9 protein-coding genes are annotated in these 14,762 nt (G+C 69.0%); 5 read left to right on the plus strand and 4 right to left on the minus strand.

The features are described from left to right. Window positions 1-1,059: 1,059 nt before the first annotated feature. Complete coding sequence (locus LBC97_12655) at window positions 1,060-2,001, minus strand: hypothetical protein (GenBank protein ID MDR2566877.1); 942 nt, start codon at window positions 1,999-2,001, stop codon at window positions 1,060-1,062. 511 nt (window positions 2,002-2,512) lie between these two features. Here LBC97_12655 and LBC97_12660 point away from each other — a divergent pair. Beyond that, the gene (locus LBC97_12660; protein ID MDR2566878.1) at window positions 2,513-3,733 is read left to right on the plus strand and encodes an NADP-dependent isocitrate dehydrogenase; all 1,221 of its coding nucleotides are present in this window, start codon (window positions 2,513-2,515) and stop codon (window positions 3,731-3,733) included. Window positions 3,734-4,144: 411 nt separating this feature from the next. Here LBC97_12660 and purU read toward each other — a convergent pair whose 3' ends face one another. Continuing rightward, window positions 4,145-5,071 (minus strand): formyltetrahydrofolate deformylase, encoded by a 927-nt coding sequence (purU, locus tag LBC97_12665; protein ID MDR2566879.1) that lies wholly within the window; start codon window positions 5,069-5,071, stop codon window positions 4,145-4,147. 276 nt (window positions 5,072-5,347) lie between these two features. On the opposite strand from purU, the gene pheS reads away from it, so the two are divergent. The 3 genes from pheS to LBC97_12680 are packed head-to-tail and all read left to right on the plus strand — an operon-like array spanning window position 5,348 to window position 9,861. Then, window positions 5,348-6,427, plus strand: a complete 1,080-nt coding sequence (pheS, locus tag LBC97_12670; protein ID MDR2566880.1) for a phenylalanine--tRNA ligase subunit alpha — start codon at window positions 5,348-5,350, stop codon at window positions 6,425-6,427. Beyond that, window positions 6,427-9,309, plus strand: a complete 2,883-nt coding sequence (locus tag LBC97_12675) for a hypothetical protein (GenBank protein ID MDR2566881.1) — start codon at window positions 6,427-6,429, stop codon at window positions 9,307-9,309. Before pheS ends, LBC97_12675 begins: the two co-directional genes overlap by 1 nt. 30 nt (window positions 9,310-9,339) lie before the next feature. Continuing rightward, window positions 9,340-9,861 carry a hypothetical protein gene (locus LBC97_12680; protein MDR2566882.1) on the plus strand — a complete coding sequence of 174 codons (522 nt, stop codon included), beginning with the start codon at window positions 9,340-9,342 and terminating at the stop codon, window positions 9,859-9,861. Between the two features lie 40 nt (window positions 9,862-9,901). Here LBC97_12680 and LBC97_12685 read toward each other — a convergent pair whose 3' ends face one another. Together LBC97_12685 and LBC97_12690 are read right to left on the minus strand one after the other, a co-directional pair. Beyond that, on the minus strand, window positions 9,902-11,920 hold the full coding sequence (locus LBC97_12685) for a SpoIID/LytB domain-containing protein (protein ID MDR2566883.1): 2,019 nt from the start codon (window positions 11,918-11,920) through the stop codon (window positions 9,902-9,904). Window positions 11,921-11,975: 55 nt separating this feature from the next. Then, window positions 11,976-12,968, minus strand: coding sequence for a quinone oxidoreductase (locus LBC97_12690; GenBank protein MDR2566884.1), 993 nt, complete (start codon window positions 12,966-12,968; stop codon window positions 11,976-11,978). A gap of 169 nt (window positions 12,969-13,137) precedes the next feature. On the opposite strand from LBC97_12690, the gene LBC97_12695 reads away from it, so the two are divergent. Continuing rightward, the gene (locus LBC97_12695; GenBank protein ID MDR2566885.1) at window positions 13,138-14,760 is read left to right on the plus strand and encodes a sodium-dependent transporter; all 1,623 of its coding nucleotides are present in this window, start codon (window positions 13,138-13,140) and stop codon (window positions 14,758-14,760) included. Window positions 14,761-14,762: the final 2 nt, after the last annotated feature.

Raw genomic sequence — 14,762 nt, forward strand, 5'->3', positions numbered from 1 at the left:
TCCGCCCCCCGGCCACCCAACCGGTCGCCCCAACCCGTCCCCCGGTCATCCCGTTACCCAGCCCGTTGCCCCCAACCCGTCCCCGCCGGCCCCCCGGTTGCCCAGCCGGTCGCCCCAACCCGTCCCCTCCGGTCCTCCCGCGCGCGCCCGATCTTGCCGCGTCCGCGCCGCGAGCGCGCCCGCCCGACCCGCCGATCCGCTTCCCCGCCCGGCGCGGGCGCCCCGGATCCACCGCCCAACGACACCACCCAACCGGTGGTGTCGTTGGGCGGTGGGCTTGGTCGGTGCCCTCTGGCATGCGCCGGTGTTTGCGCTGGTAGGGGGGGCTGGCCGGTTTCCACCGCGACGCCGCCGGCACCGTTGATCGACACCACCTAACCGGTGGTGTCGTTCCCGGGTGAGCTCGGTCGGCGCCCCTCTGGCGCCCGTCGGCGTTTGCGCTGGTCGCGGGGGCTGCCCGGTTTCCGCCGCGACGCCGCCCCCCACCGCCCAACGACACCACCCAACCGGTGGTGTCGTTCACAGGTGAGTTTGGTCGGTGCCCCTCCGGTGCCCGTCGGTGTTTGCGCTGGTCGGAGGGCTGGCAGGTTTCCGCCGCGACGCCGCCCCCCACCGCCCGACGACACCACCCGACGGGTGGTGTCGTTCGCGGGTGAACCTACGCGTCGTCCCTCCGGCGCCCGTCGGCGTTTGCCCTGGTAGGAGGGCTGGCCGGTTTCCGCCGCGGCGCCAGCCCCCACCGCCCGACGACACCACCTAACCGGTGGTGTCGTTCACGGGTGGGCTTGGTCGGTGCCCCTCTGGTGCCCGCCGGTGTTTGCCCCGGTCGCGCGGCTGGCCGGTTGCCTGCGCGGCGCCGGCCCCACCGCCCAACGACACCACCCGTCCGGTGGTGTCGCTCACGGGTGAACCTACGCGGCGCCCATCTGGCGCCCGTCGGTGTTTGCGCTGGTAGGAGGGCTGGCCGGTTTTCGCCGCGACGCCGGCCCCCACCGCTGAGCGACACCACCTAACCGGTGGTGTCGCTCACGGGTGCACCTGCGGCGGTCGGCCGGTCGTTTACCAGTGGAACGCGGCCGCCAAACGGCCGAATAGCTGGCCCGGATCGCCGAGATCGCGAGTGGCGGCCTCGACAATGGTCCAACCGCCCCGCTGCAACTCGCCGCGTCGACGCATGTCCGCCTTGACTTGGGCCGGGTCGGAGAAGTGGTCGGAGCCCTGGTACTCGAGGTCAATCCATTGGTCGGGCCAGCAAAGGTCGAGGTAACGGCGGCTGCCCGCGACTTCAACCTCCAAATTGACTGCGGGTTCGGGGAAGCCGGCCTCCATGACGGCGAGTCGGATCTGCGTCTCGGGCAGCGAATCCGTGCCTGCCCGGACGGCGGCGAAAGCCGCCCGGATCAGCCTCGTCCCAGGGCTGGGGGCGAGCCGGGCCATATGCCGGCCGAAATCCGCCAACGATGTGGGCGCTTGTTGGCGCCGGACCAGGACGTCGCCCATTTGCACCGCCTGCAGCCAGGCTCGGCGCCTTTCTGTGTTGAATCGTCCCCGCTGAATGGGAAGGAGTTGGGGGTCGATCTCCCATGGATCCCTTAGGGCTAAGTGCCGGACGGCATCGACCCAGCATTGGCGCAGATCGGCCACGGGAATTTGACCCGGCGTGAGCCATGCGGCCGGTGGCTCGCCGTTGAACAGGTGAGTCACAACTCCGGGGCGCCTGTGCCGCCGACCGGCTCCTTTGGGCATTAGCAAGTGGACGTTCGCGGCGGCCTCGCGTTCGTTTCGGGCGGGCAGGGGCAGGCCCGCGAGGGCGAAGCCCGTCACCCCGGTGGCCATTGAGCCGGGTGGCGCCGCCGCGAGCGCCGCGCTGACCCTGTTGACGAGCGAGTCCGGGTCGTCGCCCGGCTCCAGGTAGAAGCCAACGGCCATCCGCGTCCCCTCGCGCCGCACTTGACGCGCCTGCCAGTCGGTCAAACCCGCCGTCTCCCTGATCGCGTTCATTGACCCAATATTCACCTCGGAGCCGCCACAAGAGACCCTCGCGGCGGCTTGTCTCACCGCTGGCCGACACCACCCGGCCGGTGGTGTCGTTCGCGGATGTGCCGTGGCGCTTGCAGTTCCCGGGCCATCGGCGTTTGCGCTGGTCAGCTGGATGGGCGGGTCCGGCCGCGGCGGCCGGGGTCACCTGGGAACGACACCACCAAGCTGGTGGAGTCGACGAGCGGCGCGAAGGGCGGCCCTTGAAGGATGGACGCCCGTCAAGACCCCCAGGCTGAAGGGGAGACACCGCAGCCGGGATCGCTAGCGAAGTCAAGCCGACGGCCCCCTCGCATAGGGCGCGGAACAGCCTGCGCATCGAGCGTTCCGACCATGTGAGCGACGGCCCCCTCGCATAGGGCGCGGAAAGGCGCCAGCAGGCGCGCCCGGTCCCGAGTCCTCTTGACGTCGAGTAAAATAGAGAAAAGCGCGGTGCATACAGCCCAAGTCAAGGCTCGAACGAGGAATGAGAAGAATGACGAAAATAAAGGTTGCGGCTCCGGTGGTCGAACTCGATGGCGATGAGATGACCCGGATCATCTGGCACTTCATCAAGGATCGCCTGATCCTTCCCTATCTGGACATCGACCTGAGGTACTACGACCTGTCGATTGAGAACCGCGACGCGACCAACGACCAAGTCACGGTCGACTCGGCGAATGCGATCAAGCAGCACGGCGTGGGCGTCAAGTGCGCCACGATCACCCCGGACGAGGCGCGGGTGCAGGAGTTCGGGCTGAAGAAGATGTGGAAGTCGCCCAACGGCACGATCCGCAACATTCTGGGCGGCGTGGTTTTCCGCGAGCCGATCATCATCTCGAACGTGCCCCGGTTGGTGCCGGGCTGGACCAAGCCGATCGTGATCGGCCGCCACGCTTTCGGCGACCAGTACAAGGCGACCGACTACCGGACCGACAAGGGCGGCAAAGTAATGCTGTCCTTCATCCCGGACGACGGCTCCAAACCAGTCGAACTTGAGGTGGTGCGCCTCCCGGAGGAGGGCGGCGTCATCCTGGGGCAATACAACTTCACGGACTCAATCAGGGACTTCGCGCGGGCTTGCTTCGCCTACGGGCTCCAGCGCGGCTACCCCGTCTACCTGTCGACCAAGAACACCATCCTGAAAAGGTACGACGGCGCGTTCAAGGACATCTTCGCAGCCATCTACGAGGACGAATACAAAGCCCGGTTCGAGGCGGCCGGCCTCATCTACGAGCACCGCCTGATCGACGACATGGTCGCCAGCGCCCTCAAATGGGAGGGCGGCTACCTGTGGGCGTGTAAGAACTACGACGGCGACGTGCAGTCAGACACGGTGGCTCAGGGCTTCGGATCGCTGGGTCTGATGACGTCCGTGCTGATGACCCCGGACGGCAAGACGGTGGAGGCGGAGGCCGCCCACGGCACCGTCACCAGGCATTACAGGCTGCACCAGCAGGGCAAGCCGACCTCGACCAACCCGATCGCCTCCATCTTCGCCTGGACCGGCGGTCTGAAGCACCGCGGCAAGCTCGATTCCACCCCGGAGGTGACCGGCTTCGCCGAGGCCTTGGAGGACACCATCATCAAGACGGTCGAGTCCGGCCAGATGACCAAGGACCTCGCCATGCTGATCGGCCCGGACCAGCCCTGGCTGACCACGGAGGATTTCCTGGCTGCGCTTGACGAGGGCCTGCAGGCCCGCCTCGCGGTGTAGCCGGCCAGAGCGCCTATGCCCGATGCCGTCCGGTCGCCCGGGCAGCCCCCGTCGCGACCGTGCTCGCCGTCTTCGAATGCAAGCGGTTCCACCGTCGAAGGGTGCCGGAGCCGATGCCCGGATCGGCCAAGTCTTGGGCCGGGTCCGGTGCGGTGGTGATGCTGGACTCCGCTGGGGCCAAGCCGGACGTCGGGTCATCACGGGCGTCCAGGGAGGACGGCATGTCGTGGGCGCCACGTCCCGGTACCTCATCGGGGTCGCCAGGATCGCCTCCTGCCGTCCTTTTGCTGACGATTATTCCATCGGCACGGATGCGGATCATCGCTGAGGGGGTGCTGGATCAGCCGCCGAGGAGGACGCCGTTCCTCCGCGGTGAAGTGGGAATCATTCGGTGGCGACGGCCGGGCGGCGCTAGCGGAAGACCACGGTCCGGGTGCCGTTGATCAGGACGCGGTGTTCGGCGTGCCAGCGGACTGCTCGCGCGAGGGCCCGGCGCTCCACGTCTTCACCCAGGTGCCCCAGGTCCTCGACGCTGATCGAGTGGTCGACCCGCTCGACGTCCTGCTCAATGATCGGGCCCTCGTCCAGTGCGGCGGTGACGTAGTGGGCTGTGGCCCCGATCAGTTTGACGCCGCGGGCGTAGGCCTGGGCGTAGGGGCGGGCCCCCTTGAAGGAGGGCAGGAACGAATGGTGGATGTTGATCGCCCGGCCGGCCAGGAAGTCGCAGAGGTCGTTGCTCAGGATCTGCATGTAGCGGGCCAGCACCACCAACTCCACGTCTAGGCTGACCACCAGGTCTTTCAGTTGGGCCTCCGCTTGGACCTTGGTGTCCTTGGCGACTGGCACGTGGTGGAACGCCAGGCCGTAGAAGTCGGCCACCGGCTTCAACTCGAGGTGGTTGGAAACCACCGCCACGATCTCAATGGGCAGGCGCTCCTGCTGGCGGCGGTAGGCCAAATCGATCAGGCAGTGGGCGGCCTTGGAGACCATCACGATGGTGCGCACGGGGCGCCCCACGACGTCCAAACGCCAGTCCATGGCGAATCGCTCGGCCACCGGCAGAATCACCGCGTCGAGCACGCGCCGGTCGACCGGCGCCTGAACCTGGACGCGCATGAAAAACCGCCCCGACTCCGAGTCCCCGTATTGCTGCGATTCGGTGATGTTGCCGCCGATCGCCGCCAACGCCCCGGAGACGGCATGCACAATGCCGGGCCTGTCCGGGCAGGACAGGGTCAGCACCCAATGGGCGCCTTGGCCGTCCGGCGAATCGCCGGGGGCCGGGGCCGGGGGAGCGGTCCGCGAATCGCGGGGGGAAGCCGAGTCTGAGGTTGCCACGGTCCCCAATGCTATTGCCCTGGGGCGCCGGGCGCCCGCCGCGCGTTCGCGCGCGGGGTAGGCCGCCCGCCAAGCCGCCAGTGCCGTCCGCGTGGTTTCACGGGTTCCCCCGAGGGCCCCCAGGTCCCCAAGCCGCCGATGCCGTCCGGCCCAGTCGCGCGGGTTCCCGTCAGCCAGCCCGTCTCTTCGCCCGCCTGCGGGTTCCCGCCCCGTCTGCGGGCGCGGATTGGCACCCGGGCGGCAACACCCCCAAGTACCGAAGTCGGGTGTGGGACAATGCCCTTCGTGTCTGAATCAGTCTCACCCCTTGACCAAGCCGGGCTGGACCGGCTGGCGGGCCAAGCCACTCAGGCGGCGGCGGGGGCCGCCAACCTGGAGGACCTGGGCCGGCTGCGCCGCCAGTGGACGGGCGACCAAAGCGCCATGGCCCAGGCCAACCGGTCCATCAAAGAACTCCCAGGGCCGGACCGGGCCCAGGCGGGCAAGAACATGGGCGCGGTCAAGAAGGCCGTTTTCGCAGCGTTCGACCAGCGCCGGGAGACGCTGGAACGCGCGGCGGCGGCGGACCAACTGGGCAAAGAGACGGTCGACGTCACCCTGCCGACCGAGCGCCGCACGCCGGGCGCCCGCCATCCGCTGGAACTGACCCAGGAGCGCATCGCCGACATTTTCACGGCCATGGGCTGGACCATCGCCGAAGGGCCGGAACTTGAGGCGGAATGGTTCAACTTCGACGCCCTCAACTTCGGCCCGGACCACCCGGCCCGCCAAATGCAGGACACCTTCTTCATAGACCCGCCGGGAAGCGGCCTGGTCATGCGCACGCACACCAGCCCGGTCCAGGCCCGCGTGCTGCTCAGCCGCGGCGCGCCCTGCTATGTGGCGGTCCCGGGCAAGGTCTTCCGCACGGACGAGTTGGACGCCACCCACACGCCGGTGTTCCACCAGGTCGAAGGCCTCGCGGTGGACAAGAACCTGACGATGGCGGACCTCAGGGGCACGTTGGACCACCTGGCGGACGCCATGTTCGGCGAGGGCGTCACAACCAGGCTGCGGCCGTCGTTCTTCCCTTTCACCGAGCCCAGCGCGGAAATGGACTTGCTGTGCTTCGCTTGCCGGGGCGCGGACCCGACCTGCCGGACCTGCGGCGGCTCGGGCTGGATCGAGTGGGGCGGCTGCGGGATGGTGGACCCGAATGTGCTGGTCGCCTGCGGAGTGGATCCGACCGAATACCAGGGTTTCGCGTTCGGGATGGGCATTGAGCGGACGCTGATGTTCCGGAACGGTGTGAAGGACATGCGCGACATGGTCGAGGGCGACATCCGCTTCTCGCTGAACTACGGGGTGGAAATCTGATGTTGATCCCATTGCCTTGGCTGGCCGAGTTCACGCCGCTTCAGGGCCGCGACGGCGAGCAGGTGGCCGCCGCCCTGGTCTCGGTCGGGTTGGAGGAAGAGACTATCCACGGCTCCGGCGTGACGGGTCCGCTGGTGGCCGGAAAAGTGCTGGAAGCCCAAGCGGAGCCGCAAAAGAACGGCAAGACCATCAACTGGTGCCAAGTCGACGTGGGGGAGGAACACGGCGGCGTGCGCGGCATCGTCTGCGGCGCCCATAACTTCCAAGCGGGCGACAAAGTGGTGGTGGCGCTTCCCGGCGCGGTGCTGCCGGGGCCGTTCCCCATCACGGCCCGCAAGACCTACGGCCACGTGTCGGACGGCATGATCTGTTCCGCCCGCGAATTGGGCTTGGGGGAGGACCATTCCGGCATCATTGTGCTCTCCCGCCTGGGGCTGGACCCGGCGCCGGGCCAAGACATGATCCCGCTGCTGCACCTGGATGAGCAGACGGTCGAGGTCAACGTCACCCCCGACCGCGGCTACTGCTTCTCAATCCGGGGGGTCGCCCGCGAGTTCTCGCACGCCACTGGCGCGCCTTTCGCCGACCCGGCGTTGGTCGCCACGCCGCCCGCCACGCCGAACGGTTTTGGCGTCGAGTTGGACGATGCCGCCCCCATCCACGGCCAGCCCGGTTGCGACCGGTTCGTGGCCCGGGTGGTGCGTGGTTGCGCCGCGTCCAAGCCCTCGCCGGAGTGGATGCAGCGGCGCCTGACCCAGTCCGGGATGCGGCCCATCTCCTTGGCCGTGGATGTGACCAACTACGTCATGTTGGAGTTGGGCCAGCCGCTCCACGCCTATGACCTGCACGGAGTGGCCGAGCCGATCGTGGTCCGCCGCGCCCGCCCCGGCGAGCGCCTGGTCACGTTGGATGACGTGGACCGGGCCCTCGACCGGGAGGATCTGCTGATCACCGATTCGCCGGACGGCGAACGGGCCGGCCGGGTCCTCGGTTTGGCGGGCGTGATGGGCGGCGCCTCGTCGGAGGTCGCCGAGCAGACCCGCGACCTGCTGATCGAGGCCGCCCATTTCGATCCCGTGACGGTGGCCCGGACCTCGCGGCGCCACAAGCTCGGCTCGGAGGCGGCCAAGCGCTTCGAGCGGGGCGCGGACCCCGAGTTGCCGCCCAAAGCGGCTCAGCGCGTGGTCGACTTGCTGATCGAGTACGGCGGCGGCGAGGCGGACGCGGCCGTGACGGACGTCGGCCGCCCCGCCCCGGTCCCGCCGATCGCTTTCGACCCGGCCTACCCGTCCCGGTTGGTCGGGGTCGCCTACACCCCGGAGCGGGTGCGCCAGGTTTTGGAGGAGATAGGTTGCCAGGTGCACGATGCCGCCGGGTCGCCTCTCGCCCCGCCCGCCGCGCCTCAGCCCGCCCCAGTCGGGGACGGCGCGGCCGACCCGGGCGTGGCCGCAAGCCGAGGCGTGTTCGCTGGGGCCGCAGGCCTAGATGTGGCGGCTGGGGCCGCAAGCCCAACCGTGGCGACAGGGCCCGCAAGCCCAATTGTGTCGGCTCCGGCCGCAAGCCCAATTGTGTCGGCCGGGGCCACAAGCCCAATTGTGTCGGCTGGGGCCGCAAGCCCAATTGTGTCGGCTCGGGCCGCAAGCCCGACCGTGGCCGCTGGGGCCGCAATCCCGACTGTGGCCGTTGAGGCCGGTGTGGCCACCAAGCCCGGCGCGGCCGGACCTGCCGCTCCTCCCGGCGCCGGACCCTGGGTGGTCATCCCGCCCAGTTGGCGCCCGGACCTGACCAGGGCGGTCGACCTGGTCGAGGAGGTCGCCCGGATTGACGGCTACGCCAAGATCCCGTCCGCGCTGGCGAGCGCTCCGGCTGGCGGCGGACTTACGAAGTCGCAGCGGCTGCGCCGGTCGGTCGCCCGCTCGTTGGCCGATTTCGGCCTGGTCGAAGTCCTGAGCTACCCGTTTGTGGGGACGGCCGTGTTCGACGCGCTTGGCTATGGCGAGGAGGACCCAAGGCGCCGCGCGGTGCGCCTGGCCAACCCGCTGGACGCGGCCGTGCCGCTGCTGCGCACCCAGGTTCTTCAGACCCTGCTCGGCGCGGCCCGGCGGAACGCCGCGCGGGGCCTGGCCGACGCGGGCCTGTTCGAGATCGGCCTTGTCACCCACGCGGGGGCGGTTCAAACGCGCGCGCCCATCCCGCGCGTGGACGCGCGGCCGTCGAATGAGGAACTGGCCCAGGTGATCCAGGCCGTGCCGGACCAACCGCGCCACGCCGCCGGAGTCTTGATGGGCTATCGGGTGCGCCCGGGGGTTTGGGGGGCGGGCCGGGCGGCCGATTGGGCCGATGCGGTCGAAGCGGCGAAGACCTTGGGCCGGGCCGTCAACGTGGAGTTGACGGCCTCCCAGGCTCAAGAGGCGCCCTTCCATCCCGGCCGTTGCGCCCGCCTGACGGCTGGCGAGGGGGTTGTCGTTGGGCACGCCGGCGAACTGCACCCGGCTGTGGTGCGCGAGTTCGGCCTGCCGGAGGGCGCGGTGGCGTTCGAAGTCGACTTGGACCGGTTGATCGAGTTGGCGCCCGTGACGGTTCCGGCGACCCCCGTCTCGCCGCAACCGCTGGCCAAGGAAGATCTAGCCTTTGTGGTTCCGCGCTCGCTGCCGGCGGCCGATTTGGTGGAGGCGGTCCGCGCCGGCGCCGGCCCGCTGGTCGAGGACGCCTTCGTCTTCGACGTCTACCAGGGCGGCCAAATCCCGCAGGACAAGAAGTCGGTGGCGATCGCGCTCAGGCTGCGGGCTGGCGACCACACCCTCACGCCGGAGGAGATCGCCGCCGCGCGGGCTGGGGCCATCAAACAGGCCGGCCGGCTCGGGGCCGAACTGCGGGCCTGACGGCCCGTTCGGAGCGGCGGAGGCCTGCCGGTGGCGAAGCGCAAAGGGGCCAGGCACGCGCACAAGGGCGCCCAGCCCCTGGGCGCGGACCTCGCCTTCGCCCGCATTGACGACGAGAGCTCCATTTTCCGCTGGCACATGGCCCGGCATGGCGACGCGGTCCTGACCGAGTTTCCGGGCCTGCTGGCCCGCTTGGCCCAAGGACCAGCCGGAGTGGCCCTGATCTTCGAGGGTGATAGAGCGGTGGGGCTGGTGGCCTGGCGGCCGGAGCGGGGCGAGGAGGGCGCGGCCGAATTGCTGGCCCACCACGCCTCCGGGCCTGGCCTGGACCAGGCCCGGCTGGCGGCCTTTGTCCACGGGCCCAACGGCCCTCTCGCGGCTGACGGAATCACCCGCCTTTGGGCTGTGGCCGAGGTAAAGCACCAGGTGAAGCGCTTGCGCGAGGCAGGCTACGGAATAGACGGCCAGGCCCAGCCGGCAAGGCCGGCCCTAACACGCCTGCACCGCCCGGTCGAAATAGGTACCGTCCCCATTTCCAACCGGTCGAAATAGGTACCGTCCCCGTTTCTGGCCGGTTCTGAATCGGTTGGGGCTACCAGCCGATTCCCACCTGGTATTTGCCGGAGACGCCCGCGCCGCTGTTGTTGGGGTAGAAGTAGAGCTTCTTGGTCGATTCGTCCCGGCCCATGATGTCCGCGAAGCGGTTGCCGTTCACGTCCGCTCCGGCGACCAGGAGGTAGCCGCCCCAGCCGGAGCCGGCCTGGCGCCTCGCGCCGAAGTTTGAGTTCCCCAGGCCGGGGTAGAGCCACAGGACCCCGCCGGGGTCAATCCCGAAGAGGTCGCCCACGCCGTCCCCGTTGAAGTCGCCCGCCGAATAGGCCTTGTAGCTCTTCCAACCCGAGCCGGCCTGGGTCCGGCCGCCGCAGACGCCCGGATCCCCGCAGCCCTTCCAGGTCCACAGCGTCCCGTTCGAGTCGATCCCCAAGAGGTCGGGCCAGCCGTCCCCCGAGATGTCGGCCACGGGGATGGCACGCCAACCCTGCCAGCCGCTGCCGATCACGACCGGATCCGCCAGGGTCCCGCCGGGGCCGCCGCGCCGAAGGTAAAGGTACCCGGCGGGATCAATGGTGATGACGTCGCCGTAACCGTCGCGGTTCCAGTCGCCGGCGCCGTGGACGCGGTGCCCTTTCAGCCCGGTGGCCAGCAGCCGGTTGGCCGCGAACACGTCGCGTCCGCCGGAATTGACGAACGGGTACATGACCAGCCGTCCCTCCGGGTCAAGCGCGATCACGTCGCCGCGGCCGTCGCCGGTCAGGTCTGACGTCAGAACAATGTCGGTGAAGGGCGTTGTGACCGGCGTGGTCTGGCCGACGGGCGCTGTCACCGCCGTGATGGTGAAGTGGGCGGATTTCAGGCCGAACGCGTTCCGGATGGTTTCCGCTCCGGTGATGGTCTTGGCGCTGCCGTTGGTGGCCTTCGCCACGATGGTTTTGGCGCTGCCGCCCCCCGTCTTGGCCGTGATCGCGACCGAGGCCACGTCTGGCAGGCCGAAGATGGCTTTCATTTCGGCCTGCGTCTTGGTCACCTTCCAGGCTTTGATCGAATCCGGCACCCCGGCGGCCACCGACCACGGGTCGGCCTTGGCGACCGAGTAAGGGAGCGTGCCTCCCCAAATGTCGGACGATGCTTCGATGGAGCCGCCGTTGGCGGCGCTGTAGTTGGCGGAGATGGGTGACCCGCCGTACATGATCATGGCTCCGATGGAGCCGGTCGGGGCGTCGGCGTTGACGGCGGCGACCCACCGGGCCCCCCAGCCGCCGGCCTCGGTCTCTTTGGACCGGCCCACGTAGGCCTGCGACCGGGTGTCCGAATAGACCTCGCAGTTGCAGCCGCTCTTGTACGGCTGCTTCGCGGCGTAGGTGCGGCTGGCCGTCGCCTGCGCCCGCAGCGCCGCGGACTCCCAGGAGGAGGGGACCTCACCCAGCCCGTAGATGTATTCGCGGGCCAGCCCCATGGTGGCGATCAAGTTGACTTTGCCGTCTATCACCGTCGCGGTCAGCGTGCCGCGGCAGTAGCCGCCCGAGCCGCTGGACCCGTCGACCGTCACGTAGCCGGAGCAGTCGGCGGCGCCGTTCCAGGCCAGGTTGAACTGCCGGGCGGTCTTGGCCGCGCCCACGCCGTTCGCCACGATGTTGGCGCCGGAGACGCTCAAAGTGACCGCCGTTCCCTTCGCCACGGTTGCCGCCGCGCCCCCGGCGGGGGTCAGGGTGCCGGCAGCGCCGGCGTAGCGGACAACTACGGACGCGGCCTGCCTCAACTGCACCCTGATGCTGCCGAGGGTCTGGTTCGTGATGGTGACGCCGGGATAGTAGAAGCGCAGGATGGTGCCGGCGCTCTGGCCGGCTTTGGCCATCTCCTGGGCCCCGTACTGGGACATGCCGACCCCGTGGCCCCAGCCCGACCCGGCAATGGAGAAGCTGGCCGGCGGGGCGGCCTGGGCGGGTTCGGACCCGGTCGGAATTATCAGGCCGGCGGTGGCAACGGCTCCGGCGCACGCCAACCAGGCAAGCCGCCTGAGCGGCTGCCGATGGCTATTTGGGGAAGATCGCATTTCGGCTCGTTTCAATTGTTGGTCTGGCGCGGCCAACTCCGGCCGCGCAGCCCGCCTACAGATAAAGCACGATTTTACCCTGACTTTGGCGTGATTCGAGGGCTTCGTGCGCATTGGCCGCATCGGCCAACGGGAAACGGGCGCCAATCGAGACTCTCAGGGCGCCATCCGCCACCGCTCCGAAGACTCGTTCGGCCCGTTCCCGCAGTTCAGCGGGGGTGGCGGTGTAGTCGCCCAGTTTTGGACGCGTCAGGTAGAGCGAGCCGTGCGCGTTCAGCTCCTGGGGGTCGAAGGGCGGAACTTGCCCGGAAGCCCCGCCGTAGAGCACCGCCATGCCCCGGCGTCGCAGGCTTGCCAGCGTGGCCGCGAAGGTGTCGCGCCCGATGCCGTCGTACGCGACGTGCGCCCCCTCGCCGTTCGTCAACTCCCGCACTCGGGCGGGCAGTTCGGTGGTCAGGTCGGCCAAGGTCGCCAGGTTGACGATCGCCTCGGGTGCCACGCCAAGCCCCGCCACCGCCTCCACTTTGGCGGCGGAGCCGACGGTGGCGATCACGGTGGCGTCCGCGGCCAAGGCCATCTGGGTGGCCAGTTGGCCCACGCCGCCGGCGGCGGCGTAGATGAGGGCCGTGTCCAGGGGCCCGAGCGGATAGGTCGACCTGGTCAAGTAGTCGGCAGTCAAGCCCTGGAGGGGCACGGCGGCGGCGATGTCGAGCGTCAGCCCAGGCGGCACGGGCAGCAACTGGACGGCATCGACCACCGCGTATTCGGCGTAGGACCCGGTGGCGGAACTGGCCCAGGCGACTTGGTCGCCGACCGCGAAATCGGCCACGTCCGGGCCGAGCGCGGCGATGGCGCCGGCACCCTCGGAGCCGGGGATGTGCGGGAACGGCACCTTGTAGACGCCCGAACGGCGGTAGGTGTCGATGAAATTGACGCCGGCCGCCGCCACTTTGACCAGCACTTGGCCGGGGCCGGGTTCGGGCTGAGGGGTTTCGGTCAGGCGGAGGGCGGCGGCGCCGCCGGGACGGTTCACAATGATCGCGCGCACGCGACCAGAATAGGGCGGGCACGCGGGGCCTGGCCGGGGAGGGTCCGCTCCCCCGTCGCTGTCTCACTATTTGGACATGCGGTTACAGACGCGGATTCCCGAGGTAGGGTCCCTTGTAATTGCGCCCTGTTTGGGGTATGCGAACAGATCAAGCGTCGAAGGATTGCACATGGCCACAAGCGCCGCCACGCCGGACCGCCAACAGTGGTCCGGCCAGCTCGGGTTCATCATATCGGCTATCGGCTCGGCCGTCGGTCTGGGCAACATCTGGCGTTTTCCGGGCGTGGCCTATGAGAACGGCGGCGGCGCGTTCATGATCCCGTATCTGGTCGCCCTCCTGACCGCGGGCATCCCGATCCTGTTCCTGGACTACGCGCTGGGCCACCGCTTCCGGGGGAGCCCGCCGCTGGCGTTCCGGCGACTGGGCGCCAAGCTGGGGCGGTGGGTCGAGTCGATCGGCTGGTTCCAGGTCATGATCTGCTTCTTCATCGCGATCTACTACGCGGCCATCCTGGCCTGGGCCGCCTCCTACTTCGTGTTCTCCTTTGGCCTCAAATGGGGTGACGACACGGCGGGCTTCCTGTTTGAGAAGTACCTCCAAACCGACGGCGCGACCGGCGGCTTCCTCGCGCCCGTGGCGGGCGTGTTGATCCCGCTCGCCATAATCTGGGTGGTGGCGATCATCGTCATGGCGTTGGGCGTGAGAAAGGGCGTCGAGGTGGCGAACACCATCGCCATCCCCGTCCTGGTGATCGCGTTCGGGATCCTGGTGGTCCGGGCGCTCTTCCTGCCCGGCGCGGGCGACGGGGTGAACTCGCTGTTCACGCCCGATTTCGCGGCTCTGGCCAAACCCGAGGTCTGGGTCGCCGCCTACGCCCAGATCTTCTTCTCCCTGTCGATCGCCTTCGGGATCATGCTGACCTACGCCTCCTACCGCAAGCGGCGGTCCAACCTGACCAGCCCGGGGCTGGTGGTGGCCTTCGCGAACTCCTCGTTCGAGATCATGGCCGGCCTGGGCGTGTTCTCCATCCTCGGTTTCATGGCCCACGAGAACGGCCAAACCATGGAGGAGCTGGCCAAGAGCACCTCAATCAAGGGCATTGGGCTCTCCTTCATCACCTTCCCTAAGGTGATCGCGGAACTGCCCGGCTCCGCGCTGTTCGGAGCGCTGTTCTTCGGGTCGCTGCTGCTGGCCGGCTTCACGTCCCTGATTTCGATCCTTCAGGTAATCTCCGGCGCCCTCCAGGACAAGTTCAGGTGGTCGGAGGCCAAGTCCGCGCTCGTGATGGGGGTGCCTGTGGCGGCCATCTCGCTGGTGGCCTTCGGCACCAAGGCGGGGTTGCCCAACCTGGACGTGGTCGACAAGTACACCAACGAAGTCGGGATTGTGCTATCCGCCGTCGTCATGATGGCGGTGACCATGTGGGGCTACCGGAAGGGGAACGAACTCTCGTTCCACCTGTCGGTCCTCTCGACCTTCAAAGTGGGGCGCGTCTGGCGCTTCTTGGTCGCGGTGGTCTCGCCGCTTGTCTTGGCATACACCTTGGTGCTGACGGTGATCGGCCTGTTCAAGGAGCCCTACGAGGGCTACGACTGGGGGCTGCTGTACGCGGCCGGCTGGGGCGTGATCGCCGCTTGCGTGGTGGCAGCGCTCGCGTTTGCGCTGGTGCCGTGGCGCCACGACCCATTGGATTTCAAGGTCTATCCGGCCTACGCCGCGCCCCAGGCGCGCGGGAACCGCCTGGGGGCGGACGGTCCGGCCGGCGAATCGCGACTCGCGGAAAGGGTGTGAGC

Source organism: Bifidobacteriaceae bacterium (genome assembly GCA_031281585.1).
GTDB lineage: Bacteria > Actinomycetota > Actinomycetes > Actinomycetales > WQXJ01 > JAIRTF01.